The sequence below is a fragment of the Echinicola soli genome, from assembly GCF_006575665.1.
Lineage (GTDB): Bacteria > Bacteroidota > Bacteroidia > Cytophagales > Cyclobacteriaceae > Echinicola > Echinicola soli.
This window is the reverse complement of record NZ_CP041253.1, coordinates 317,383-343,638: the sequence shown is the minus strand read 5'-3', so window position 1 is coordinate 343,638 and position 26,256 is coordinate 317,383. Positions and strand designations below refer to the sequence as shown.

Annotated in this window: 24 protein-coding genes; 19 read left to right on the top strand and 5 right to left on the bottom strand. The window is 45.5% G+C overall.

Annotated elements, in window-relative coordinates; all coding sequences use genetic code 11:
• Nucleotides 1–47: 47 nt before the first annotated feature.
• Both FKX85_RS01600 and FKX85_RS01595 read left to right on the top strand, forming a co-directional pair.
• On the top strand, nt 48–674 hold the full coding sequence (locus tag FKX85_RS01600; RefSeq protein ID WP_141613072.1) for a hypothetical protein: 627 nt from the start codon (nt 48–50) through the stop codon (nt 672–674).
• Nucleotides 659–1,633, top strand: coding sequence for a hypothetical protein (locus FKX85_RS01595; RefSeq protein WP_141613071.1), 975 nt, complete (start codon nt 659–661; stop codon nt 1,631–1,633). Before FKX85_RS01600 ends, FKX85_RS01595 begins: the two co-directional genes overlap by 16 nt.
• Nucleotides 1,634–2,073: 440 nt before the next feature.
• On the opposite strand, the gene FKX85_RS21365 is transcribed toward FKX85_RS01595, so the two are convergent.
• Entirely contained in the window at nt 2,074–2,214 is a 141-nt protein-coding gene (locus FKX85_RS21365; protein ID WP_168196198.1) for a hypothetical protein, read from the bottom strand.
• Between the two features lie 222 nt (nt 2,215–2,436).
• On the opposite strand from FKX85_RS21365, the gene FKX85_RS01590 reads away from it, so the two are divergent.
• Nucleotides 2,437–3,531, top strand: a complete 1,095-nt coding sequence (locus tag FKX85_RS01590; RefSeq protein ID WP_141613070.1) for a lipid II:glycine glycyltransferase FemX — start codon at nt 2,437–2,439, stop codon at nt 3,529–3,531.
• Between the two features lie 271 nt (nt 3,532–3,802).
• On the opposite strand, the gene FKX85_RS01585 is transcribed toward FKX85_RS01590, so the two are convergent.
• From FKX85_RS01585 to FKX85_RS01575, 3 genes are read right to left on the bottom strand one after another with little or no spacing between them, the layout of a single operon-like run.
• Nucleotides 3,803–4,714: an SMP-30/gluconolactonase/LRE family protein gene (locus FKX85_RS01585; RefSeq protein WP_229239729.1), complete on the bottom strand. Its 912-nt coding sequence runs from the start codon at nt 4,712–4,714 to the stop codon at nt 3,803–3,805.
• Between the two features lie 32 nt (nt 4,715–4,746).
• A complete protein-coding gene (locus tag FKX85_RS01580; protein WP_141613069.1) occupies nt 4,747–5,811 on the bottom strand; it encodes an NAD(P)H-dependent glycerol-3-phosphate dehydrogenase in 1,065 nt (354 codons plus the stop codon).
• Nucleotides 5,786–7,486, bottom strand: coding sequence for a 1-acyl-sn-glycerol-3-phosphate acyltransferase (locus FKX85_RS01575; RefSeq protein ID WP_141613068.1), 1,701 nt, complete (start codon nt 7,484–7,486; stop codon nt 5,786–5,788). Before FKX85_RS01575 ends, FKX85_RS01580 begins: the two co-directional genes overlap by 26 nt.
• A gap of 169 nt (nt 7,487–7,655) precedes the next feature.
• Here FKX85_RS01575 and FKX85_RS01570 point away from each other — a divergent pair, with 169 nt between their 5' ends.
• From FKX85_RS01570 to ftsZ, 16 genes are all read left to right on the top strand, one after another.
• Nucleotides 7,656–8,576, top strand: coding sequence for a lipid A deacylase LpxR family protein (locus FKX85_RS01570; RefSeq protein WP_141613067.1), 921 nt, complete (start codon nt 7,656–7,658; stop codon nt 8,574–8,576).
• 51 nt (nt 8,577–8,627) lie between these two features.
• Nucleotides 8,628–8,870 (top strand): hypothetical protein, encoded by a 243-nt coding sequence (locus FKX85_RS01565; protein WP_141613066.1) that lies wholly within the window; start codon nt 8,628–8,630, stop codon nt 8,868–8,870.
• 72 nt (nt 8,871–8,942) lie between these two features.
• Nucleotides 8,943–9,917: a polyprenyl synthetase family protein gene (locus tag FKX85_RS01560; protein ID WP_141613065.1), complete on the top strand. Its 975-nt coding sequence runs from the start codon at nt 8,943–8,945 to the stop codon at nt 9,915–9,917.
• Nucleotides 9,918–10,370: 453 nt separating this feature from the next.
• A complete protein-coding gene (gene mraZ, locus FKX85_RS01555; RefSeq protein WP_141613064.1) occupies nt 10,371–10,820 on the top strand; it encodes a division/cell wall cluster transcriptional repressor MraZ in 450 nt (149 codons plus the stop codon).
• The gene (gene rsmH / locus FKX85_RS01550; RefSeq protein ID WP_141613063.1) at nt 10,821–11,729 is read left to right on the top strand and encodes a 16S rRNA (cytosine(1402)-N(4))-methyltransferase RsmH; all 909 of its coding nucleotides are present in this window, start codon (nt 10,821–10,823) and stop codon (nt 11,727–11,729) included.
• Between the two features lie 2 nt (nt 11,730–11,731).
• Complete coding sequence (locus FKX85_RS01545; RefSeq protein ID WP_141613062.1) at nt 11,732–12,133, top strand: FtsL-like putative cell division protein; 402 nt, start codon at nt 11,732–11,734, stop codon at nt 12,131–12,133.
• Complete coding sequence (locus tag FKX85_RS01540) at nt 12,130–14,241, top strand: penicillin-binding protein (RefSeq protein ID WP_141613061.1); 2,112 nt, start codon at nt 12,130–12,132, stop codon at nt 14,239–14,241. Before FKX85_RS01545 ends, FKX85_RS01540 begins: the two co-directional genes overlap by 4 nt.
• Nucleotides 14,241–15,704 carry a UDP-N-acetylmuramoyl-L-alanyl-D-glutamate--2,6-diaminopimelate ligase gene (locus FKX85_RS01535; protein ID WP_141613060.1) on the top strand — a complete coding sequence of 488 codons (1,464 nt, stop codon included), beginning with the start codon at nt 14,241–14,243 and terminating at the stop codon, nt 15,702–15,704. The genes FKX85_RS01540 and FKX85_RS01535 overlap by 1 nt, the downstream gene beginning before the upstream one ends.
• 3 nt (nt 15,705–15,707) lie before the next feature.
• On the top strand, nt 15,708–16,919 hold the full coding sequence (mraY, locus tag FKX85_RS01530) for a phospho-N-acetylmuramoyl-pentapeptide-transferase (protein ID WP_141613059.1): 1,212 nt from the start codon (nt 15,708–15,710) through the stop codon (nt 16,917–16,919).
• A gap of 3 nt (nt 16,920–16,922) precedes the next feature.
• On the top strand, nt 16,923–18,272 hold the full coding sequence (murD, locus tag FKX85_RS01525; RefSeq protein ID WP_141613058.1) for a UDP-N-acetylmuramoyl-L-alanine--D-glutamate ligase: 1,350 nt from the start codon (nt 16,923–16,925) through the stop codon (nt 18,270–18,272).
• The gene (locus FKX85_RS01520; RefSeq protein ID WP_141613057.1) at nt 18,269–19,438 is read left to right on the top strand and encodes an FtsW/RodA/SpoVE family cell cycle protein; all 1,170 of its coding nucleotides are present in this window, start codon (nt 18,269–18,271) and stop codon (nt 19,436–19,438) included. The genes murD and FKX85_RS01520 overlap by 4 nt, the downstream gene beginning before the upstream one ends.
• 11 nt (nt 19,439–19,449) lie before the next feature.
• Nucleotides 19,450–20,559: an undecaprenyldiphospho-muramoylpentapeptide beta-N-acetylglucosaminyltransferase gene (gene murG, locus FKX85_RS01515; RefSeq protein ID WP_262711634.1), complete on the top strand. Its 1,110-nt coding sequence runs from the start codon at nt 19,450–19,452 to the stop codon at nt 20,557–20,559.
• Nucleotides 20,556–21,953, top strand: coding sequence for a UDP-N-acetylmuramate--L-alanine ligase (gene murC / locus FKX85_RS01510; protein WP_141613055.1), 1,398 nt, complete (start codon nt 20,556–20,558; stop codon nt 21,951–21,953). Before murG ends, murC begins: the two co-directional genes overlap by 4 nt.
• Nucleotides 21,944–22,708 carry a cell division protein FtsQ/DivIB gene (locus FKX85_RS01505; protein WP_141613054.1) on the top strand — a complete coding sequence of 255 codons (765 nt, stop codon included), beginning with the start codon at nt 21,944–21,946 and terminating at the stop codon, nt 22,706–22,708. The genes murC and FKX85_RS01505 overlap by 10 nt, the downstream gene beginning before the upstream one ends.
• An 11-nt stretch (nt 22,709–22,719) precedes the next feature.
• A complete protein-coding gene (gene ftsA / locus FKX85_RS01500) occupies nt 22,720–24,021 on the top strand; it encodes a cell division protein FtsA (protein ID WP_141613053.1) in 1,302 nt (433 codons plus the stop codon).
• Between the two features lie 79 nt (nt 24,022–24,100).
• Nucleotides 24,101–25,705: a cell division protein FtsZ gene (gene ftsZ, locus FKX85_RS01495; protein WP_141613052.1), complete on the top strand. Its 1,605-nt coding sequence runs from the start codon at nt 24,101–24,103 to the stop codon at nt 25,703–25,705.
• Here the strand turns inward: ftsZ and FKX85_RS01490 are convergent, their stop codons facing one another.
• Nucleotides 25,706–26,230, bottom strand: a complete 525-nt coding sequence (locus FKX85_RS01490; protein ID WP_141613051.1) for an NADPH-dependent FMN reductase — start codon at nt 26,228–26,230, stop codon at nt 25,706–25,708.
• Between the last annotated feature and the right edge of the window lie 26 nt (nt 26,231–26,256).

Genomic DNA, 26,256 nt, shown 5'->3' with positions numbered 1-26,256 from the left:
ATAAATTAAGAAGTTGAATTTTAGGTAAATGTAACTTTTTTGAGCAAATGGAACGCCAGTTCATTGAAAGATATAAGCGTAAAACCAGAAGGGAACTACAGCAAATAATAAATAATAGAGCCGATTATCGAGAAGAAGCTGTTAGGGCTGCTGAAAAGCTGCTTGGGGAATCTGATGAAGATCCGAGAGAAGAAATTAGCGTAGCTAGAACTGCCTGCAAAAGGAATAATCCTTTTGGGCCTATCTTATTTGCTAGGTCGTTCAGTTATCGGGATGTTCTGACAGTGATTTCGTCTACTTTATTGTGCATGGCACTATTCCAAATATTAAATTATTATAAGGATGAATTCGTATTTGTAGAGTATTACCCATTTTTAAAGTTGTTTTTATTCTTTGTTTTCATCATTATAAATCATGTTCTCTATTTTAAAGAGCACAAAAGGTCAAATGATCTATTAGGAAGGTCAATGGTGGATTTGTTTTTTTTCCTGAGCTTTATGTTGTTTTACAGCGTTTACGAATATGTCGTGTATGATAGCGTGTTTCCGCTGCCATTGAATGCTCAAGTAATTGTATTTTTAGCCATATTTACCGTCTTTTCAATTTTGCTTTTTGAAACAATTGTGGATTTTATCAAATACTTATTAATAAAGATGAAATGTCAAATTTTTTAAAATATAAGTTAGCGACAATCTCTTTATCATTGACAATATTGGCACTAATTCCTTTGTTCAGTTCGAGCTTTAACGCACCAAATAAATGGGAGAAATGGAGGGCATTGACCTGGGACGATTTCCGGGGAGTTGCAAAGCCGTTTTCAAAATGGGGCGCTACCATACAGTCCAATGTTTTTGTAGAATATGATTCTGTGGAAAACCAATATAAAGCCTACTCAGCAATGAATCAGAATCATTCATGGAAGAGTAGACCAAGATATTTGTCTGATTACTTGTTGAATCATGAACAGTATCATTTTAATATTACCGAGTATTTTTCCCGAAAGATGAATTGGTTGATTGAAAAGCAAGATTTTAGTGATGATGATATATCAGGTTTACTTTCAGAGATTAGAAGGGATGAGCGGCATCTACAAAAAGAATATGATGATGAATCAGCACATGGCCTAAACTGGGGAGTTCAGCGTTATTGGGAGTTTAGGATAGACTCTTTACTATCATCCTCTCAGGAATGTTGCGGGAAGTTAGAGGAAGGGCTTGGTATAAAAATATACTTGCCTTATACTGATACCAAGAATAGTAAATGGAAGAATGGTACTGATGATATGGACATGTATTGGTTAGAGAAATATGATATGATGCTGTCCTTTTCTATTATTAAATCCGAAACGATTTCCAATATTGATAAGCCAGAAGATTCAGATGGTATGGAAATATACAATTATGACTGGGACTCTTTGGCCGTTTTGTCCGTAAAGGATGATACGTTAGCTTTTTCGAAAAGAGTGACGGCTGTTGATACGTTAGATTACAAGATAATAGAAGACCTTTGGATAAAAGAAGAGGGGAGAATGTACAGGTTATCTGCTGAATACCCAAATAGAGCTAATCATCAGAAAGGTTTCCTGCGGATTGTTAATTCCTATTTTAATAGCTTTGAGCTGCTGGAGGAATAAAGAGAGATTGGTCAATGCTTTGGTTATTTATACAGAGGGTCTAGAATAACAAGATACTTGCATAAAATCGGATTTTTAAATCAAGGACGCAATAACTTTCGTGGACTTTTATAGCATCTCGAAAGACTATGGGATTTTATTGTTTGGAAAATACCCAAAGGACTTGTTTCATCCGATTAAAAGATACATCAATGGACTATTTTTCAACGATGATTATGAAATTTCGGATTTTATCATTGAAAGTGAAATAAACAAATATCAATATCACTTGGCAGGCAATTATTTTGAGGATTTCTGTCCCGCTTGTGGGGATAGATCAGGGAAACAGGTTTGTACCTGCCTAGAGCCGAGAGGCCTAGAGACAACTTGATATTACCAAGCTTTAATACCTTGCGGTATTAGCCAGGACACACATCTCACTATTTTAGCGGAAAGAATTGTTAGCTTGGATGCTCCGCTAGGAGCATTAGCTTGGTAACAGAAAGTGAATACAGCATCCTAACAGTGCCGTAGGTACTGACCACGGGCAAGGAAAGAATGTATGTAATGGCCGGAACGGCCGAACCTACCACGGCAGGCATGAATGTAGTGTTGAACGAATCGGTGCTGCGGATGGGGTAATTATGGAGAAGGCTTTTTCCCTTTTTGTATTTTGGGAGGTTGAGTTTTTATTCGGAACAGCTTGATTTATAGAAAAGCAAACAAAATATTTTTTGGTGTTTGGATGATTTTTTAGCTTTGCGGCTTGTTTGATGGCGAGTGGAGGCGATGGCGTTCCTTGCTGATGGAAAAATTGAAAAGTGATGACCTGTACTGCGGAGCGAAAATCAGTTGACCAGATCAATACGACCAATATTTTGCCACAGACACCTTTCTGGGCAAAGGTCAAAAATAAGCAGGGCTTCGAACCGAATGGCTTTCGGCTGACGGTGTCCAAGGAGCTGCTGGATCCCTATGCCCAGTCCCTACAGCAGCTTGAGGAGGATTTGCTGATCCTGATCAAGTATATCGGGGAGGGACATTGTTTTGCCTATGTGCCTTATGGCCCCAAACTGGAGCCCCAGTTTGAGCATCAGGGGCTTTTTCTAGAGAAGCTGTCGGAGTCTTTGAGAGCGCATTTGCCGGATAACTGTGTTTTTATTCGCTACGATCTCCTATGGGAAAACCAATGGGCCGGCGAGGAGGAGTTTTATGATACCCATGGCAATTGGCAGGGGCCGCCTTCTGCTCAGACACAAGAATTTCGCGTGAATTTTAATACTGACCACTGGAACCTCCGCAAGAGTCCAGGCGATGCCCTGCCGAAAAACACATTTTTCCTGGATTTAGAACGTGGGCCGGAAGAATTGCTGTACGAGATGCGCTACAATACGCGCTACAATATTCGTCAGGCAAGCAAAAGAGGAGTGGAAGTACGTGAATATGGAGTGGAGAAGTTGGATGACTGGTATGCACTTTATGAAGAGACGGCACTGCGGAAGCAAATTGTCTACCAATCAAAGGATTACTTCTTGGAACTGTTTGCGCATCAGGATGAGCAGGTCAGGGTCTGTCTGTTGATGGCATCGCATGAAGGACAGGAGTTGGCCTCGATGCTGCTGGTGCTTAGCCACAAGCGGGCTACTTATCTTTTTGGCGCCTCTGCATCTGACAAGCGCCAGGCGATGGCCAGCTATGCACTTCAGTGGGAGGCGATCAAGCGTGCTAAGGAGTTTGGTTGTATAGAGTATGACATGTTTGGCTGTGCGCCAAACCTTGACAGCTCCCATCCGCTGCACGGGGTCCACCTTTACAAGAAAGGCTTTGGGGGGCAGCTTTTTCACCGCATGGGTTGCTGGGATTATCCGTTTAAGGATGGTGAATATGAAATGTTTAAGGCCCAGGAAATGTATAATTGAGGTGGAAACTCAATGCTGGAAGTTCTGCAGCACAGCTGTCGGAACAACTGGTGTGTGCCTTGCATCATTGTGAATGAAGCGATAGCGGAATGAAGCAATCTCGCTTATGAACAAAAGACCGCTTCACTTCGCTACCACGGTGTTCGCGATGACGGTTTTCTGTCGTGATTGCGAAAGGGATGTGGGGCGAAGCAATCTTATCTTCCAAATATGGGATTACTACTTCCCGCTGGTCATCGCAATAATGAGGATGTTGTTGGGGTGGAAATATTTACTTTACGCCGGAAACATTCAGCTTCAGGGTGTACACGGCCGGCCCGGCCGTGATGAAGAGGGTCTTGCGGTCTTTTCCGCCAAAGGTGACATTTGCAGTCCATTTTTGGGGAATGGGAATCTGGCCGATTTGCTCGCCTTCAGGATTAAAGATCGTCACGCCATTGCCGGTGAGGTAGAGGTTTCCATTTTCATCGATGGTCATACCGTCCGATCCCATGTTGACGAATAGCTGGCGCTCACTGAGACGGCCGTCTTTTTGGACTTCGTACCGATAGGTTTTTTTATCGCCAATATCCGCAATGTAGAGTGTTTTTCCTTTTTTGGTGCCAATGATACCGTTTGGCCTGATGAAGTGGTCTGCCGCCACCTTGATTTCTCCTTTGGGAGAGCGATAATAAACGCGTTGTTGGTCCATTTCGGGTGCTTGTCGTGTCCAGTAATCGCGCTGGTAATATGGGTCTGTAAAGTAGATGCCGCCTTTTTTGTCGACCCATAGGTCGTTGGGGCCATTGAAGTTTTTCTGGCCAAAACCATCTGCCAATACTTTTACCTCTTGATTGTTGTCAATTTGCCAAAGCTCGAAGTTTTCATCTGCACAAGCGAGCAAATTCCCTTTATGGTCAAAATAAAGCCCATTGGATCGTCCGGCATTTTCCATATACAGCGCGACCTTCTCTGTCTCCGCAGACCAACGGTAAATGCGGTTGTTGGGCTGATCGGTGAAATAAACGTCACCATTTGGCGCTACGGCAGGTCCTTCGGTAAAGGCATAGTCGTCCGCTACCAACGTCGGGGCAGTACCCATAAGAAGCAGGGTAGACTTGTTTGAGCTACAGGACAGCGTGGTGAGCAACAGGGTAAAAAGGAAGGTGAATGATGGCGCTTTCATAGGGGTCTTTGCATTCATGTATTTGGTACAAAAATAAGTTGGGACAAGGATCATAAGAAATCGATGTCCACATTGAACGGATATTTCATTAAGTAGTACAGCGCATCTTCTACCTTAAATCCTTCGAAGAGGACCTTGTACAGGTTTTCGGTAATGGGCGCTCGCATGCCGGTCCCTTCCAGGAAGGTTTTCAATAACCGTACCGTATTGATTCCTTCGGCCACTTCATCCATGCTGTCATTAATGGCATCTAATGTCTCTCCCTTGGCGAGTCGGTAGCCGACAGTATAGTTTCTGGAGAAGGTGGAACTACAGGTGGTGACCAAATCTCCGATGCCTGCCAATCCTACAAAAGACTGGGTTTGGCCGCCAAGTGCATTGCCCAGGTGGATCATTTCTACCATGCCCCGTGAGATAAGCAGTCCCTTGGCATTTTCTCCCAATCCCAGTCCAGCCAAGGCTCCTGAGGCAATGGCAATGGTGTTTTTGAGTACGCCGCTTAGTTCCACGCCGATGATGTCCTGATTGCCGTATACCTGGAACCTGTCGGAGCGAAGGAGTCGTTGGCCTTCGAGGATGACTTCGTTAAAGCGGCTGGCGACCACGGTGGCGGCAGGTTGGCCTTTGGCGAGTTCCTTTGCCAGGTTAGGGCCTGCCAAGCAGCCTACGCGGACTACGACGGTTTCATTTTGGATCACCTCGCTCATCGTCCAGATGTTTTCGCGGTGGATTTTGGATACGTTGTCCAGATTCCTGCCTTCAGGAAGGTTGAGCACCAGCCCCTTGGTACCGTGGATCAGGATATGGTAAGGGTGAAGGAAGGGGGCGAATTTCTTCATGACATCCCTAAAGCCAGAGGAGGAAACCACCGGAAACATCACCTCACACATCTCACAAAGGGTTTGAGGGTCGGTAGTAGCCGAGATGCTTTGGTTTAGCGCCCTGCCTTCTGCACTGTGTTGTTCATTGATCTCGTCCACGATTTCCTGTTTTCTGGCGTAGACGATGACGTTGTTTTTTTCGGCGAGGATATTGGCGATGGCGGTACCAAAGCTGCCAATACCGATAACACCGACAGGTTTTTCAATATTATTTGAAGAGTTTTTCAAGGTCATAACCATCCAGTCTGTTGTGGTAGTAATACAAAAGGCTCATGTCCTGGGTAGTGATTTTATCATCACTGGTTTTGATCAGCGGCCGCTTGGAATGATACATTCCGACGTTTGCCAGTCCATGGGCGATGATTTTGTCGATGTCCTGTTTCAAGTGGGGCGCCACATGCACGAGACCTTTGGCCCGGATTTCCATCAGGCGATTAAGCACTGTTTGGCAGGTGGAACGAAAATCACTGTAGTCGATGACCAAGTCTTCTTCGGGAAGTCGCAGCAAGCTGAAAAGATCCATTTTGCTGTTTTGCTTCTTGATCATCTGAAAAGCCGTAAAGGCGACCAGGTGACTGCTGAAAACCCGGTTGATTTTATGGAATTCTTCGACGATGCGGTCACCAAGGATCTGGGTATAGACTTCCTCCCGCTGAGGATCCACGCTCACCTTTCCGTTGGACATAAAATAGTCACGGCAATCGATCATTCTGCCATCGCGGTCGGTGCTGTTACCTTCCAAGTCCACGTAATTGCCCAATATATCCATTGGCTGTCCTATGGAAACAGAGATATCAGAGCCTTTGGTAAAGAATTTGATCAGAAACTTTGAAATCTTATAAGAATTAGAAAATTCATCAGTTTCCTTGTAATATCGCTCTTGGCCGGTAAGGCTCAGGTGTTCGCGGATCAGGCTGGGAGCTTCCAGGGTAAAATGGTAATTGATGGTGACTGGCACGATGAATATTTTGCCGCTGATATCATTAAAGCCTTTTTCATAATTGGCACGCTGTGCTTCCACGGCTGTGCTGAGCAGGCCCAGCTTGAGTTTGTTTTCTATCTTGCCACTTCTGGAGCGGGTTCCGCCAGGAAAAAACAAACTGTGACAGCCAAATTGAATGGCTTCACTGGAGTAGCTCTTTAAGGTTTCCAGGTATAACAGATTTTTCTTTCTCCGGTCCACTTTGTATGCGCCAAGGGCATTCATGAAATAGGCAAAAATCTGGATATTGAAAAGGTTTAGTCCGGCACCGTAGAGGAATGGCGGCATGCCCAAAGTGCTGATCGTCCAGCCGATAAGAATACTGTCCAAGTTGCTGAAGTGGGTGGGTACCATGACGATGGTGCCCTTTGATGCCAAGTCCCTTAGCCGTTCTGTCTCGCCGATGATCTGGATTTTGTCCTGAAGGGTGTATTGCTTACTGAAGATCGATCCCAGTCCTTTTACCCGGCCCGCATTTAGCAACCGGGAAAAGCCAAAGGTTACCATCTTGCGCGTAGCCTTATAATGGCTGTGCTTAAAGTTACTGGCGATTTCTTCCGAATATCGTGTAGTGATGCTTTCCAGAATCTTATGGTAAGCGACTTTTCTTTCCTCTTCAGTTGCTTGGCTTTCGAAGGATATCTGGACCAAGGCGGACTTTACACCAGACCAAAACTCCTCTTCATCGTCTGGGTCTACGAGCCAAGGGTTCTGTTTGACGCGCAGCTTTTCACGGTAAAGTGTCGTTTCCAGTTCTTCCTTGAGCAAATCAAGGTTATTGCCGGTCATGCTGATGATTTTATCTTTGCTGAAGGAAGCTACGTTTTGGACAAAGTCCTTGCGGCTTTTGGCTAACTTCACCACTGGCCATTCATCTTTTCGAGGAAGAATCGGGTCGTATTTTTGTTTGATATAATCGTCAGTCAAGGGGATTTTCGTTGATGATTTTTCAAAGATAATGAAAAAATGAAGCTTTGGTAGTGAGGTGAATTATTAAGGAAGTTTTATCTCAATAATCAACAAATACACGGTAATGTAACCAAAATAAAGTTTTTTTAATAATTTAACAGCTGATCGCCTAATAATTACTAAAAAATTGAAGAAGCTCAAAATAATCTTCTTTTTCTTATGTTTTTTGAGTTTGATTGCCTCTTTTTCCTTCGGGCAAACAGATACGGGAGCAATAAGAAAGCACCAGTTTTCCTTGCGTGTAGATAATGACGCACTGGCGTTTTCCCATTTTGACCGTTACTATACCAATGGAGTGTTTTTTGGATACAGTCATTACTTGTCAAAAAAGGGCAGGTTAAATGTGACCATTTCCCAGCAGATTTATACCCCTGAGCGGTACACCTCTAATGATATCAGAATATATGATCGCCCATATGCGGGGGTGCTTTATGGGGAAGTCGGTTATCAGCGCTTTATCAACCGTGGATGGCTATCGGGCAATTTGCTTTTTGGGAAAATAGGGCCTGGTTCCAAAGCAGAGGATGTGCAAGTGTGGTACCATACCCTTTTTGGATTTCCTCAGCCCAGAGGCTGGAAGTACCAGATCCAAAGTGGTGCCTTGGCGAATGTCAAGCTGGAGGGCGCAGTCAATGTATTTCGGGAAGGAAAAGTTGATTTTTGGCTCCAGCCAAGGATAGCCTTGGGGAATTACGACCGGAGTTTGGGGATTACTCCCTCCTTTAGAATAGGGAAGTTTAATCGTGCTCCGGAGAGTTTTATAGCGGGTAGCCGAGTGGGAAAGGCGGGTAAAAGGGAGCTTTATTTCCAAGGTGGAGCAAGTTTTAGGCGGGTGTATTGGAATGCAACCTTACAGGGGACCAAAAAATCCTTTGCATTTGATTTGGCCACGATGGACCCAATAAGAAATGTCAATGAATTTTTTGGGCAGTTGGTGCTAGCGTACCCAAAAGTGGGATTTGCTTACCGGTTCTTTTACCGGACACAAGAAACCTCACTGGCAGAAGGTCAGTTTTTAGGAAGTATGTATTTTTATTATACTTTTTGATGGTAGATGTCAGGTGGCCGTTGCTTTGTGGGGAAATAAGAAGATAGACCTGTGTCACGACTACTACGTTCTGAAAGGGTTTGGTACATTTCTTGGGCATCAGCCCGTCTGAGGAGGATTGCCCCAAAAGGATCCGCCGCGAACAAATCCACCGCATGGGGATTCCGAATTGCACTCTTCAGTTTTTGCTCAGTGCAGGCATCAGCAACAGTGATCAGTTATACCAATCCTATCTATGAGCATTGCGCCTCCCGGCAAGCCGGGGAAGGTTCTGCGGTTCAAATGATCCAATAAAATAGCTGATAATCCCTACATCCATTTTGTCAATGGCTTATTTGATTGTATTATTGCATCTCTAAAATAGTGATGAAGCCAGACCTTAAACATATCCAAGCCCCCATTGCGGAGGAAATGATCGACTTCGAAAAGAAGTTTCGTTCTTTTATGAAGAGCAAGGTCAAGCTTTTGGACCACATCACCAGTTATATCGTCAAGCGCAAAGGCAAACAAATGCGGCCTATGTTTGTGTTTCTCACAGCAGGGGTGGCGGGAGGTATCAGTGAATCCACTTACCGCGGTGCGGCGTTGATCGAATTGTTGCATACCGCGACGCTGGTGCATGATGATGTGGTGGATGATGCCAATTACCGTCGGGGATTTTTTTCGGTTAATGCACTATGGAAAAATAAGATTGCGGTACTGGTGGGGGATTATTTATTGTCGAGAGGTTTGCTCCTCAGTGTCGACAATGGCGATTTTGACTTGCTGAAAGAAGTTTCCAATGCCGTGAGGGAGATGAGTGAAGGGGAGCTGCTGCAGATCGCCAAAGCCCGTAATCTGGACATCACAGAGGAAGTATATTATACCATTATCCGACAAAAAACCGCTAGTTTGATTGCGTCATGTTGTGCCGTGGGCGCTCTGACATCCGGTGCAGACCATGGGACGGTGGAGCGAATGCGGGAGTTTGGGGAGAAAGTGGGAATGGCATTTCAGATCAAGGACGATCTTTTTGACTATGGGGAAGATGAGGTAGGCAAACCAGTGGGGATTGACATTAAAGAGAAGAAGATGACCCTTCCCCTGATCTATGCCTTAAACCATGCAAGCTGGACGGATAAGAAACGCATCATTTACCTGATACGCAATAAGAACGAGGACAAAAAGGCTGTCAATCAAGTGATTGAGTTTGTAAAGGCTTCGGGAGGGCTGGAGTATGCCCAGGAAGTGATGACCCGGTTTTTTGACGAGGCCTTGGCGATTTTAGAAGGGCAGCCAAGTTCGGACTACAAAGAATCTTTGGCCAATTTGGTAAAATATACCATTGAGCGTAAAAAGTAAAGACCTTAGTTTGTGTAGCACAATTCATTTTTTATGTATGAATAATGGGGGATTATTGAAGGGTCTTTTCCGTTTTTTGTAAACTTTTTAAGGTATTTATAGTGCTCTTTTCATCAATAGTGAGCCCATAAATGAGAATTTTGGAGTTTTATGGGAAATCCCCCCACAAGGCGTAGGATCACATGGTTTGTAGGTTTTATGAAATCTTGGTTTTTATATAAATCCACCTCTATGTACAAAATAAGCCCTTTTTGATCGGTTTTTAGTATGACTGCCTTATGCCGTAACATGGTGGAAATCAGTTGATAACTTATATATTTTTTTGTGTAATTATTGGTAAAAATTAAACTTTTAGATACATTTATAAAGAAGTGGGAAAAAGTGGGGAAAGGTGGTGGATTGTGTGATTGCTTTTATTACTTTTGTATTTGAAGAAGATCGATCGATAGTAACATGGGGAATTTCTCTAGCGAATATTATTGCAAGCTTGACGCCAAAGGACGTCTGGTTTTGCCTGCCAAACTAAAGGCGGCATTGCCGGATACTTTTGGTAATGAGCTTGTTATGCGCAGGGGGTTTGACCCGTGTTTGGTGCTCTATCCCTTGAATGAGTACCGTAAATTGGACAATAAAGTGTCTGCACTGGATGACTTTGACCCCAAGCAGAGGAATTTCAAGCGGAGCTTTTACCGTGGAAACACAGAAATTGAGCTGGACACTGCGGGTAGGTTTTTGATCCCCAAGCCATTGCTGGGGTTTGCTGGTATAAGCAAGGAAGTAATAGTGGTGGGCATGGGGAAGACCATTGAGATCTGGGATCCTGAGCGATATGATAATTTCTTGATAAACGATCCTGAAGTGTTTGCCGATCAGGCAAGAGAGTATTTGTCAGATACTAAATAAATGAGTGCAACAGCGTATCATATTCCAGTAATGCTCCACGAGTGTGTGGAGGGCTTGGCCATTCGCCCAGATGGGGTCTATGTGGACCTAACCTTCGGTGGAGGAGGCCATTCCAAAGAAATTCTTAAACACTTAGGGCCAGAAGGTAGGCTGTATGGTTTTGACCAGGATGAGGATGCTGTCGCAAACGCTCCTGATGACGACCGGTTTACATTTGTCCAGGCCAACTTTAGGGATTTGGCAAGGTACCTCCGGCTGTACGGAGTGAGTAAAGTGGACGGGATTTTGGCCGATCTTGGGATTTCCTCCCACCAGATCGATGAGCCTTCCAGAGGGTTCAGTACCCGTTTTGAAGGGAGTTTGGATATGCGAATGAACCAGTTGGGCAGTGTGTCTGCCCGCGATGTGCTCAATACTTATGAGGAAGCAGCTCTCCATAGGCTTTTTGGGATGTATGGGGAAGTGAGAAATGCCAAATCCCTGGCACAGGCGGTGGTGGCAGAGCGGGCAAATAAGCCTTTTGAAACCACAGAGCAGTTCAAGCAACTGCTGCAGAAGCTGGCACCAAGGGGAAGGGAATTCAAATATTTTGCCCAGGTCTTTCAGGCTTTGCGGATCGAGGTGAATGATGAGATGGGGGCGCTGGAAGATGTGTTGGGGCAAACAGTAGAGGTGCTAAAGCCTGAGGGACGATTGGTGGTGATGAGCTACCATTCCCTTGAGGATAGAATGGTAAAGAATTTTGTCAGCAAAGGGAAATTTCAGGGAGAGGTAGAAAAGGATTTTTATGGAAACCTGATTCGTCCACTGGAGCCGGTAAGCAGAAAGGCCATTCAGGCTCGTCCTGAGGAGGTCACCAAGAACAACCGTGCGAGAAGTGCCAAATTGAGAATTGCAAAAAAAGTATAGACATGGAAGGGAATACTTTTAAAAAGAGAATAAAGAAAAAGGGAGGCAATGAAACCCGGGTGTCCGGGAAACCTGCCAATAGCAGGAATGTCTTTGCACTGATCGAGGAGAAGCTGAAGATGAGCAATATCCTGGGAGAAGGAATTCCGGTGAAGCTGGTCCCCCCTTTTCTGTACGCTGCCTTTATTGCACTGATTTATATCTGGAGCAATCATAAAGCAGAGAGTACCATACGGGAAATAGAGGATCTTCAGCAGGAAGTGGAAGACCTGAGGGCTGATGTCACCACACTGGAAGCAGAATATATGTTCAGCAGCAAACAATCAGAGGTGGCCAGAAAGATCAAGGTTTTAAACATTTACGAAATCGAAGAACCTCCAAAAAAGATTATCAGGGATAAATGAACATTAAGAAATCCATATTACTGAGGGTAAGACTAGCCTTTTTGGCGGTAGTGCTTTTTGCAGGGGCTATTCTTTACAGGATAGCCCATGTTCAGTTTGTGGATGGTGATAAATGGCGGCAGAAAGCCGATGATATCAACCTTCAGTACCGAAAGGTCAGTGCTACACGCGGGAATATCTATAGTGACGACGGAAGCTTATTGGCTACCAGTCTGCCCTTCTATCGGGTGGCACTGGATCCTGGTATATCCGATGAAGACAACTATCGGGCAGGGATCGATTCCTTATCCAGAAAGTTGTCCGCATTTTACAAGGATAAATCCGCCAATGCGTATAAGCGGATGATCAATGATGCACGCTTGGAGGGCAGAAGGTACATTGTCTTGAACAGGAGACAGATAGGTTACCAAGAAAAACAGGTGATGTCAACGTGGCCCATTTTCCGCAATGGAAGAATGGGGGGAGGCGTGATTTTCGAAAAAGTAGAAAAGCGCTATAACCCTTTCAAAAATCTGGCGGGAAGGACAATTGGCTTTTTAAATGAAGACCATTATGGTGCTGGGCTGGAATACAGCTTTAATGGCTATCTGGAAGGGAAAAATGGAGAAGCCCTCTTCCAAAAAATTGCAGGAGGCACCTGGAAGCCGGTGCATGATGCGGAAGATATCAGACCTGAAGATGGTTATGATGTGGTCACGACCATTGATATCAATATCCAGGATGTGGCAGAGTCTGCGCTGTTGAGACAGCTATTGAACAAAGATGCCCAATATGGCTGTGTGGTGGTCATGGAAGTGAAAACAGGGCATATCAAAGCCATTGCAAACCTGGAGAAGAAGGACAGTGGCTACGGTTACGGAGAATATTATAACTATGCCATCGGGGAGCAAGGACTTACCGAGCCTGGATCGACGTTTAAGTTGTTGTCCATATTGGCTTTACTCGAAGAAGGAAAGGTAAACCTGACCGATACAGTGAATACTGGCGATGGGAATTATAAGTTTTATAACCAGACCATGCGGGATGCTAAGTATGGAGGGTACGGAAAACTAACGGTCAGACAGGCGTTTGAAAAGTCCTCCAATGTGGGGATTTCACGATTGGTGGATGAGCAGTTTGGTGTGGATCCGGCCAAGTTTTTAGGCTATGTGGAGCAGGTGGGGCTGGATAAGCCTTTGGGGTTTCAGCTAAAGGGTGAAGGTGTGCCCTATTTTAAAGATCCCAAAAACAAGAAAAATTGGTACGGGACGACTTTGCCATGGATGTCCATTGGCTATGAGCTAAAGCTCACCCCGCTTCATACACTGACCCTATACAATGCCGTGGCGAATGGTGGAAGAGCGGTCAAGCCAATGATCGTGGAACGTATCCAGCGAGGAAACAGTGTGGAAGAAGAATATGATACTGAAGTGATCCGTAAGAGTATTGCTTCAGAAAGGACCATCGGGCAATTACAGGAATTGCTGGAAGGTGTCGTGGTCCGCGGAACAGCCCGAAATATCAACGACAGTGATTATAAGATTGCCGGTAAGACCGGTACTGCCCAAAAACTGGTAAATGGACGGTATACCCGGAAATACTATACTTCTTTTGCGGGATATTTCCCTGCCGATAAGCCAAAGTATAGCATGATCATCGTCATCGACAGCCCTAAGGGGTTTAATGCGTATGGAGGTGATGTGTCGGCACCGGTTTTTAAGGAAATCGCAGATAAGATTTATGCGCAGGACCTGGAGTTAAATAAGGATAAAGAAATTGCTTCTCCCAAAACACGGAAAGGAGACGACGTATTTCCTTATATCCAGGCAGGAAAAGTGGATGAGTTGCAGATGATTTGTAACCGATTTGGCCTTTCAAACCATTATAATGGTGATGAACAGTGGGTGCAGTCATCCCTGGTCAACCATTCCATCTCTTGGAAATCCAATAAAGTGGAAGCGCCCGTGGTGCCGGATGTTTCGGGGATGACATTACGTGATGCATTATATGTGTTGGAAAACAAAGGATTAAAAGTCAATTATTCTGGCAGTGGAAGGGTGAAAAGCCAATCCATCCATGCCGGATCCAATGTGCCCAAAGGAGGCTCAATACGAATCGTTTTAGGTTAATGAAGACATTAAAGGACATATTGTACAAAGTATCACTGACCTCTACTACCGGAGATATGGAAGTAGTGGTGAAGGATATTGTCTTCGATAGCCGGAAGGTAAGTGAAGGAGATGTTTTTGTGGCCGCCAAAGGAACACAAGTGGATGGGCATGGATTTATTGCCAGAGCCATTAGCAGTGGCGCTATAGCCATTGTCTGCGAAGACTTGCCCTCGGAATTGGTTTCGGACATTACCTATGTCCAAGTGGTCGATTCGGCAAAATCCATGGGCATCATGGCGTCTAATTTCTATGACCATCCCACGGAGAAGCTAAAAGTAGTGGCCGTAACGGGCACCAATGGAAAGACCACTTGTGTGACGCTATTGCACAAGCTCTTTATGGAGCTGGGATACATGGTGGGCATGTTGAGTACCGTCGAGAATAAAATCAATGGCGAGGTGATCCCGGCCACCCACACCACCCCTGATAGTGTAGCGATCAATAAGCTCATGGCACAAATGGTAAGGGAAGGATGTACCCATTGTTTTATGGAAGCAAGTTCCCATGCCATCGTGCAGGAGCGGATGGCAGGTTTGAAGCTTGCAGGAGCAGTCTTTACGAATATTTCCCATGACCATTTGGATTATCATGGGACGTTTGACGAATACATCAAAGCCAAGAAGAAGCTGTTTGATGAGCTTCCAAAAGGTGCTTTTGCGCTGGTCAATGCAGATGATAAACGAGGGATGGTGATGATGCAGAACACCAAGGCAAACAAACACACGTTTGGCTTAAAATACCCTACTGATTTTAAGGCCAAAGTGCTCAGCAATACGCTGCAAGGGCTGGAACTGGACCTAAATGGCCGTCAGGCTTGGTTTAGGATGATTGGGGAGTTTAATGCCTATAACATTACCAGTGTGATGGGAGTGGCCATTTTGCTGGGCGAAGAGGAAGAGGAGGTATTGAGGCAGTTGTCCAGCATCAAGGGGGCACAAGGGAGGTTCGATCAGCTGAATGTCGAAGGCATCACGGCGATTGTGGACTACGCCCATACACCGGATGCTTTGGAGAATGTGCTTAAAACCATCCAGGGCGTTCGTACAGGTGTCGAAAAGGTGATTACAGTGGTCGGATGCGGAGGAAACCGCGACAAGACAAAACGTCCGGTAATGGCCAAAATCGCTACAGAAATGAGCGATAAGGTGGTGCTGACTTCCGACAATCCGCGCGATGAGGATCCCATGGCGATCATCCATGAAATGGAAGAGGGGGTCAATCCTGTGGCATACAAAAAGACCGTGGTGATTGCTGACCGGAAGGAAGCAATCAAGACAGCCTGTGTCATGGCCCAAAAGGGGGACATCATTTTAGTGGCCGGAAAGGGTCACGAAACCTATCAGGAAATCAAAGGGGTAAAGTATCCATTTGATGATCTGAAAATTGTAAAGGAATTAATGGAATTGATACATACGAAATAAAGAATGCTTTACCATCTTTTTGATTATATCGACAGTGCATACGACTTTCCTGGGACGGGGGTGTTTAGGTACATTTCCTTTCGTGCTGGGATGGCGGCAATGTTTTCACTGATCATTACGATCACATTTGGTAAAAGCATGATCAATTGGATCAGGAGGAAGCAGATCGGGGAAACCGTCCGTGACCTTGGTCTGGAAGGGCAAACCGAAAAAAAAGGAACCCCTACCATGGGCGGTTTGATGATGATCGCGGCGATTATCCTGCCCACTTTGCTTTTTGCCGATGTATATAATGTGTACATCATCCTGTTACTTGTGACGGTGATTTGGTTAGGAGGGATAGGTTTCCTGGATGATTTTATCAAGGTATTTAGAAAAAACAAAGAGGGGCTTGCCGGTAAGTTCAAGATCATCGGACAGATCGGCATTGGCATCATCGTAGGTGCTACCTTGTATTTTCATGAAGATGTGGTCGTTCGGGAATTCCAAAACCCCGTGTCCATCGAAGAAGGCGTAGTGGAAACTCCAGCTTTTGAAGATGTGAAAGCCATGAAGACTACTATTCCCTTTATGAAGAACAACGAGCTCAACTATGAGAACTTCTTGGGCTTCTTGGGAGATGATGTGACGCCTTATCTGTATATCCTGCTGGTGATTTTTATCATCACCGCAGTTTCCAATGGCGCGAACATCACTGATGGAATAGATGGCTTGGCAGCAGGTACTTCGGCGATCATAGGTTTGGCCATTGCCATCTTTGCCTATATCAGTGGCAATGCGATTTTCTCCCAGTACCTGAATGTGATGTTTATCCCCAATTCCGGTGAGCTGGTGATTTTCTGTGCCGCTTTCCTGGGAGCTTGTGTAGGGTTTCTTTGGTACAATTCCTTTCCGGCCCAAGTATTTATGGGAGATACGGGAAGCCTGATGCTCGGAGGGGTGATCGCCGTACTTTGCCTGACCTTGCGCAAGGAGCTGTTGATCCCAGTGTTATGTGGGATTTTTGTGATAGAAAATCTGTCTGTGATCATGCAGGTAAGCTATTTCAAATACACCAAAAGGAAATATGGTGAAGGCAGGAGGATTTTTCGTATGTCCCCCTTGCACCACCACTATCAAAAAGGTGGAGTTCCAGAATCCAAGATCGTAACCCGCTTTTGGATAGTAGGGATTTTGCTGGCCATCATTACTTTGGCAACATTAAAACTACGATAAGAAATGAAGAGAATAGCCATTTTGGGAGCAGGAGAAAGTGGGGTTGGCGCAGCATTGCTGGCCAAGGTGAACGGCTATGAGGTTTTTGTCTCAGACGGGGGCAGTATAAAAGACAGCAGGAAACTCCAGCTGGAGGAAGCAGGGATCGATTATGAGGAAGGAGGCCACGAATCGGAAAAACTGGTGGGTTTTCCCGAGCTGATCAAAAGCCCAGGAATTCCTTATTCACATCCAGTGGTAAAGGCAGCCATGGAGCAGGGAACGCCTGTCATTGACGAATTGGAATTTGCTTTTGGTTTTTCCCAAGGTAAGGTGATCGCTATTACAGGCACCAATGGAAAGACCACGACCGCCATGCTGACCTACCATTTGATGAAGAATGGTGGCTTGGATGTAGGGCTAGGAGGGAATGTAGGTCAGAGTTGGGCCAGTCAACTCGTACATGGTGATCATGACTGGTGGGTGCTGGAAGTAAGCAGTTTCCAGATCGATGGGTTTATGACCTTACGGCCAAAAATCGCGGTGCTGACTAATATTACCCCTGATCATTTGGATCGGTATGACTATAAAATGGACAATTACATCCAGGCCAAGTTAGCTGTGCTAAAACAAATGGGAGAGGAGGATGATTTTATTTATTACCGCGAGGACCAGCATATCTGGCGGGGAATGAGCAGCATGAATATTCGGCCTAAGGTACATGAAGTGTCCTTGGAGAACATTGGAAAAGATGGTGGCCTGTTCAACGGCGCAGAGGTGAAGCTCAATTTCAGAAATCGTATGATTTCAATTCCGGAAAGCGAGATGGCCCTTAAGGGAAACCATAATATGCTGAATGTCATGTGTGCCGCTACCGCTGCATTGTTGGCAGGGGTAAACGAAGAAGCATTGAAAGCAGGGTTGGCCGATTTTAAAAATGCCCCTCACCGTATGGAGAAAGTGAGGGAACTGGAAGGAGTGACCTTTATCAATGACAGCAAAGGCACCAATGTGGATGCAACGGTATATGCCTTATCCACCTTCAAGGAGCCGCTGATCTGGATAGCGGGAGGTGTAGATAAAGGCAATGATTATGAAACATTAATGCCGGTGGTGAAAGATCATGTAAAAGTTTTGATCTGCCTGGGCAAAGATAATGATAAGCTGAAGGCGGCTTTTGAAGGAGTGATTCCAGAGATTTTGGAAACACAGGATATTACGTCTGCAGTACAGTGGGGACTGGAAAGAGGAGCGAATGGAGACGTGGTGCTATTATCTCCGGCCTGTGCGAGTTTTGACTTGTTCAAAAACTATGAGGACCGCGGAGATCAATTTAAGAAAGCAGTAAATAACTTGAAGTTAAAGGCAATATGACAGGTGTCAAAGCATGGATAGATAAAAACCTTAAAGGTGATCCCATCATTTGGGGGATTGTGCTGGTGCTATCGATCGTCAGTATCCTGGTCGTGTATTCTGCCACCGGATCCCTGGCTTATCGGAGGATGGGCGGAAACACAGAAGCCTACCTAATCAAGCACTCCTCGTTGGTGTTGCTGAGTTTGGTGGTGATGTGGGCGGCGCACCGTTTGCCTTATAAATATTATTCGAAATTGAGCTTGATGGCTTTATGGGTATCTGTGCCACTATTGGCCTTTACCTATCTGTTTGGTTCAAATGTAAACGATGCAAACAGGTGGTTGACCATTCCTATCATCAACCAGGCTTTTCAGCCCTCGGATTTGGCGAAGTTGGCATTGATCGCAGCAGTGGCAGGAATGCTGGGCAAGCGACAGAAAAATATCCAGGACTTTAAGAAGACCTTTATTCCAGTGATGATATGGATCGGGTTGATCTGTCTATTGATAGGCCTGGCCAATATGTCCACAGCGGTCATGCTGTTGTGTACGTGCTTGTTACTGATGTTTATAGGAAGGGTGCCTGTGAAGTTTTTGATCGCTGTTTGCCTGATCGGCTTTTTGGCACTTACATCAGCGATATTCTTGGGGCAAAGGGGCGGAACCTTCTTTTCCAGGATAGAAAACTTTATGTCAGATGAAGATATTCCTTATCAGGCACAGCAATCTTATATGGCGATCGCTACGGGAGGAGTGGCAGGTAAGGGCCCTGGCAATAGCGAACAGCGAAATTCCCTTCCCCATCCGTACTCTGATTTTATCTATGCCATTATCATTGAGGAATATGGAATGGTGGGTGGAGGCGTGGTGCTGTTCCTGTACCTGGCATTGCTCTATCGGGGAATGCGAGTGGTGGCGATTTCCAATCGGCCATTTGGAGGGCTGCTTTCGGCCGGGTTAAGCTTTGCGTTGGTCATCCAGGCCATGGTCAATATGGCCGTGGCAGTGGGACTGGGACCGATTACCGGTCAGCCATTGCCATTGCTCAGCATGGGGGGGACGTCCCTGTTGTTTACAGGGGTTTCGCTGGGAATTATCCTGAGTGTCAGCCGAGGAGATCATGAAGATGGTTTTGTAGGAGAAATGAATGTAGGAAATAAAAATGCCATGCAGATGGCGCAGTAAATAAAAAATTTATCGAAGCGAAGGAAACATATCGAATCATGATCAGTGGAGGTGGTACAGGCGGACATATTTATCCGGCTATAGCCATCGCCCATGCTTGGGCTGAGCGGTACCCGGAAAGTGAAATCCTTTTCGTCGGTGCTGAAGGAAAAATGGAGATGCAAAAAGTCCCGGAAGCAGGTTATACCATCGAAGGCTTACCCGTGGCAGGACTTCAACGCAGGCTTACCCTGCAAAACCTGAGCTTTCCCTTTAAGCTTTGGGACAGTATCAACAAAGCCAAAAAACTGATCAAGCGGTTTAAGCCTCATGCAGTAGTAGGTGTTGGAGGATATGCCAGTGGACCATTGCTATACGTGGCCCAACAGCAAGGGATTCCCACGCTGATCCAAGAGCAAAATTCCTTCGCTGGGTTGACCAACAAGTTATTGGCCAAAAAGGCAAGGGCATTTTGTGTGGCGTATGAGGGAATGGAAAAGTTTTTTCCTGCTGACAGGATTTATTTTACCGGCAATCCAGTGAGAAAGGACATTTTGGACCTTGGGGCCAAAAAAGAGCAGGCACTGAGCCATTTTGGATTGGAAGCGGGTCGACAGGTGGTGTTGGTGTTGGGAGGAAGCTTGGGCGCCAGGACCATCAATAATGCAGTGGTGGCGTCGATGAAGCATTTTGAGGAGCAAGGCTATCAGGTGCTTTGGCAGACAGGGAAGTTTTATATTGAAGAAATGACAGCGAAGTTGGTCTCAGCGGGGCTGGCGCATGTGCATGCGCTGGAGTTTATTCGGGAAATGGACTTGGCCTATGCGGCTGCAGATCTGGTGGTTTCCAGAGCGGGTGCCTTGTCGGTGTCAGAATTGAGCTTGGTAGGCAAGCCGGTGATTTTCATTCCGTCTCCTAACGTGGCCGAAGACCACCAGACAAAAAACGCCTTGGCCTGTGTAGAGAAAGATGCTGCGGTATTACTTAGCGATGATGAGGCTGTGGAGGGACTTGTTGGAAAAGTGGACGGACTTATGGCGGATCCTGAAGGAATGGAGCGCCTTGGCAAAAATATAAAGAAAATGGGCAAGCCAGATGCTGCCCGGGAGATTGTAAAGAAACTGGAAGCGTTGATCAAATGAATTGGGAAAAGTTACATAGCGTGTATTTTCTGGGGATCGGCGGGATTGGCATGAGTGCCATTGCCCGGTGGTTTAACCATATCGGTATCCCTGTGAGCGGGTATGACCGGACACCATCCCCTTTGACCAGAAAGCTTGAAGAGGAAGGGATACAGATTACCTATGAGGATACCGTGGATACGATTCCTGCGAACATCAAAGAAAATGCTGAAGATGTGCTGATCGTATGGACGCCTGCGATACCAAAAGACAGCGTACAGCTCAACCACTTCATCAAGGAAGATTTTGACCTGAAAAAGCGCTCGGAGGTACTTGGCATGATTACGTCTTCCATGTATACTGTCGGTGTGGCCGGCACCCATGGCAAAACCACAACCTCCAGTATGGTGGCCCATATGCTGAAATTTGCTGGTAAGAATATTGCCGCTTTTTTGGGCGGCCTTACGCAGAATTATGAGAGTAACCTTATTCTACATGATGAGGAAAATGAGGAGCAACCGATCGTAGTGGTAGAGGCGGATGAGTTTGACCGTTCCTTTTTGAGATTACATCCGAATGTGGCTGTGGTGACGAGTGTGGATGCCGATCACTTGGATATTTATGGTGATGCTCAGGAGCTTACAAGAAACTTCGAAAAGTACATCAGTTTACTTCCTGATGATGGGGTGTTATTTATTCAAAAAGATGCCCTTGAAAAGCTAAATAGGAATGATTTTGGCAGTTTGACTTTGCGTCAATATGGACTGGGAGAAGGGGCTGTCAGGGCAGAGAATATCAAGGCTGGAATTGCCTCTTTTGAGTTTGATTATGTCAGCGAAGAGAAGACCATCAAGGGGCTGGTTTTACGTGTGCCCGGCTTTCACAATGTGGAAAATGCCTTGGCATCAATTTCCATTGCCTTGCATTTCGGGATCAGTGAAGCCGCCATCCGAGAGGGGCTTGAGACGTTTAAAGGTGTCAAGCGCCGATTTGAGATCAAGCGGCAGGATGAGAAGGGCGTTTACATCGATGACTATGCCCATCATCCAGAGGAGATAAGGGCTTTTTTAAAGTCAGTGAGAGCGATGTATCCCGAGCAAAAACTTACGGCAGTTTTCCAGCCTCATCTGTATACCAGGACGAGGGATTTTGCAGACGGATTTTCAGAGGCACTATCCCTGGCCGATGAAGTGATTTTATTGGATATCTACCCTGCCAGGGAGCTGCCGATAGAAGGAGTGAATGCGGAGATGCTGATGGATAAGATCAGCGCAAAGGAGAAGTCTTTGCATTCCAAGGATGAATTACTGGAGTTTTTGGATAAACAACGGCCAGCGGTGCTGGTGACCTTGGGGGCGGGAGATATCGATCGATTAGTGGATCCAATCAATAACCTGATGGAGCAATGGGACTGAAGCAATTGAAAATAAAGCAATCGGCCATATTCACTGCACTTTTGTTGGTGTTGGTGGGATTTATAGGTTTTGTGGAGAAGAAAGGAGCTGAGCGCAGCTACCATGGGTTGTCGGTGAAAGTGAACGGCATCAGTGATGTGTACTTTGTGGAGGAAGATGAGATTTCATCCATGCTGCTCAAAACCTTCCCTAATCTTTCGGAGGGCGCTAAACTTGAAAATATCCAGTTAAGTAAGCTGGAAGAAAAGGTAGAGAGCCATCCCTTCGTGAAGAATGCAGAGGTCTATAATGACCTGAAGGGAGATGTGCTGGTGAGGATTGATCAATACCGGCCGATGGCACGAATTACAAGGCCATTGGCAGCGGACGGTTATATTTCGTCAGAGGGGTTGATCTTGCCGACATCCTCGCACTATACCTCCAGGGTGCTGATCATCGAAGGGAAGGGTGTCGATGATTTGTTGGCGGCGAAGGATTTGGGAAAAGAGCATCAGGATTTATTGGACCTGATCTATTTTATTGATAGGAGTGACTTTTGGAGTGCACAGATTGCCTCCTTGGAAATAGACAGGAAAGGAAATATAAGTTTGTTTCAGCAGGTAGGGCGACAGGAAATTGAATTTGGCAAGCCTGTAGACATTGAGGATAAATTTGAACGGATAAATTTATTCTATGAAGAAATCATACCCGAGAAAGGCTGGGATGCCTATTCTAGGGTAAACGTGAAATTTAAGGATCAAATCATTTGTGAATAATTGATATAGCTATGGAAACTGAAAAATTAATCGTAGGACTGGACATTGGCACCACGAAGATTTGTGCGATCATCGGGCGCAAGAATGAATTTGGAAAACTGGAAGTTCTTGGCATGGGCAAGGCCGTTTCGGATGGTGTGATCCGCGGTATTGTGACCAATATTGACAAGACGGTAAATGCTATTCAGAAGGCAGTATATGAAGCTTCAGATATGGCAGAAGTAGATATCCGCGAGGTTATCGTGGGTATTGCCGGACAACATATCCGAAGCTCTGTGCATCACGGGGTGATCATCCGAAACACCAAGGATGATGAGATTACCATCGAGGATGTGCGTCGCCTTTCCAATGACATGGAGAACATTGTAGTGCCTCCAGGAAATACGATTATTCACGTGATGCCGCAGGATTATACAGTGGATTATGAAGATGGTATCAAAGACCCTGTGGGCATGTCCGGAGCCCGCTTGGAAGCAGATTTCCATATCATCACTGCCCAGACCACAGCTATCAATAATATCAACCGATGCGTAAAACGAGCAGAGCTTTATTCCAAAGACCTGATTCTTGAGCCATTGGCAAGTTCACTTTCCGTTCTCAGTGATTTGGACAAAGAGGCTGGTTGCTGCTTGGTGGATATTGGTGGCGGTACCACAGACATAGCTATTTTCTACGATAATATCATCCGTCATACCGCCGTCATCCCATTTGGTGGCAATATCATTACTTCTGATATCAAGGAGGGATGTATGGTGATGCAGAACCAGGCGGAGCTACTGAAGACGAAGTTTGGTCGTGCCATATCGGAAGAGGCCAACCCAAATGAAATTGTTTCCATTCCTGGTTTGAGAAACCGTCCTCCAAAAGAGATTTCGGTCAAGAACCTGGCACATATCATTGAAGCCAGAATGGAAGAGATCATCGAGATGGTCCAATCGGAAATTGTGGCCAGCGGTCTATACAAAAAACTGGCAGGAGGCATCGTGCTTACTGGCGGTGGCTCGCAGCTACAGGGAGTAGGGCAGCTTTTTGAATATATGACAGGCTTGGATACGCGTATTGGCTATCCAAATGAGCACCTTGGCAAATCCAAGATCGAAGAAGTGAAGAGCCCAATGTTTGCCACTACGGTGGGATTGGTGCTGGCAGGCTTTAAAGCACTGGATGATAGAGAGGACATTTACCGTCAGCGTCAGGTTCCAGGAAGGCAAGAAAAGCGTGCTGAATTGCCGGGAAAGGATATCTTTGGCAGTATTCGCAGAAGATTAAAGGATTTTATAACAGACGATTTAGGAGATGAGGAAAACTACTGATCTCATTTTAAGATAGGTAGTGACCCTAGAAAAATAGAAATACAGTTCACCAAAAATTGAGGAAATAATGTCAGATACTATGAGAGATTACAAATTTGATATTCCTAAAAACCACAAATCTATCATCAAGGTGATAGGTGTGGGAGGAGGTGGTTCCAATGCCGTGAACCACATGTTTGGACAAGGAATAAAGGATGTGGAGTTTGTGGTAGTCAATACGGACGCCCAGGCGCTGAAGAGCAGCCCGGTACCGTTAAAGCTACAGATAGGCGCCAACCTGACCGAGGGACTTGGTGCAGGGGCCAATCCGGAAAAAGGCAAAAATGCAGCCCTGGAAAGCAAAGAAGAAATCCGGGAGCTATTGGCGGACAATACCAAGATGGTATTCATTACCGCTGGAATGGGCGGAGGAACCGGTACGGGAGCCGCTCCGGTATTGGCAAAGATCGCCAAGGATATGGATATCCTTACTGTGGGAATAGTGACCGCTCCATTTATTTTTGAAGGCCGTAAGAAGACAGGTGCCGCCCAAAAAGGGATCGAAGAACTAAGGTCCAATTGTGATACGGTGTTGGTCATCCTTAATGACAAACTGCGAGAGGTTTATGGCAACCTGCCCATTCGCGCTGCATTTGGAAAAGCCGATAACGTCTTGACCACTGCTGCGAAATCCATCGCTGAGATCATCACTGTTCATCAGGATGTAAACGTCGATTTTGAGGATGTGAAGACGGTAATGAAAGATGCCGGGGCAGCCGTGATGGGCTCTGCTACCGAAGAGATGGAAGGTCGTGCCATCAAGGCAGCCGAGAAAGCCATCGCTTCGCCATTGCTGAACAATGTGGACATCAAAGGTGCCCAAAAAATCCTATTGTCGATTATGTCCGGTGAGGAAGAAGAACTTTCTATGGATGAATTGAGCGAGATCACCGAATATATCCAAGACAGGGCAGGTGATGATGCAGAGGTGATTTTTGGCCAAGGCATCGATCCGGATTTGAAAAAATCGATCCGTGTGACAGTAATTGCTACCGGTTTTCAGGCGGGCCAGCTAGCCAAAGGAACCTATGGCGAAGAAGCCAAGCCTCAGCAGGAAGAAAGCACCAAAAAGGTGATCGACCTGGATTCCGGAAAGACCACCAAGGTGGAAGAGGAAAACAACGCTTCTGCAGGTCAGACGTTTACCTTTACCATTCAGCAGCCTACTCCTGCCAATAACCACAAGCAGGAGGAGCAGCAATCCACAAGCCCTGCCAACCAGCAGCCCCAAGTGGATACCGAAAACGAACATGCCCAAGAAGATGGGGAGTTTGAATTCGTTCCTGCTAATCCGCAGAAAAAGGTGACACCACTTTATGATGATGAACCAGCGCAGCCAAAAGCGCAGCTACAGGAAAGCAATAGCGCATCACAAACAGGTTATGCCAATGAATATTATGAGCAAATCAAGCAAAAGGCCATGCAAAGAGCACATGAGCGATTTGAACGGCTTAAAAACCTCAGGGCGGTCAACCAAACTCCTGATGAATTTAAAGAAAAGCTTGATACGCCAGCTTATTTAAGAAAAAATGTAAAACTCCAGGATGTGCAACATAGCTCAGAAACCAATATCTCTAAGTTCAACTTAAATGATGATAATGAGATTCTGGGCAATAACCGGTTTTTACATGATAATGTTGATTAACTAAAAGTCAATCAACATTGCTGCTTGGGTTTTTAAAAGGTCTATGTAAAACTTGTTGGTGAGCAAGTTATTAGACATATTTTCCTCAATTTTTGCAAGTTTTGGCTTATTGGCCAGGACGTGCATGCCCAAGTAGTGGAATATGTCGGTAAGGTGGCTCAATGCGATGCCACCGCCGCCTATTCCTGAAGACAGGCCTACCATGGCACACTTTTTACCTCTGAACGTATTGGGATAAGTCATCCCGTCAATAAATGATTTTAGGATCCCTGGAAATGATCCGTTATACTCCGGAACGATAAATACAAATTTGCTACCTGCTTTTACGTCTGCGTGAAGGGCATTGTAGGCTTGGTTTTGACCATTGTTTTCATAAAGGGCCGAAAATACAAAATCATCAGGAAGTTCTCTCAGGTCAATGATGCTTGATTCGACTCCCTTCTCTTTTAGAATTTCTTGGTACTGGGAAGCGATGGTCTTGGATAACGCATTTTTTCTATTGGTACCAATGATTATTTTTATCATGAATATGAGTACTTATTACTTTTGAA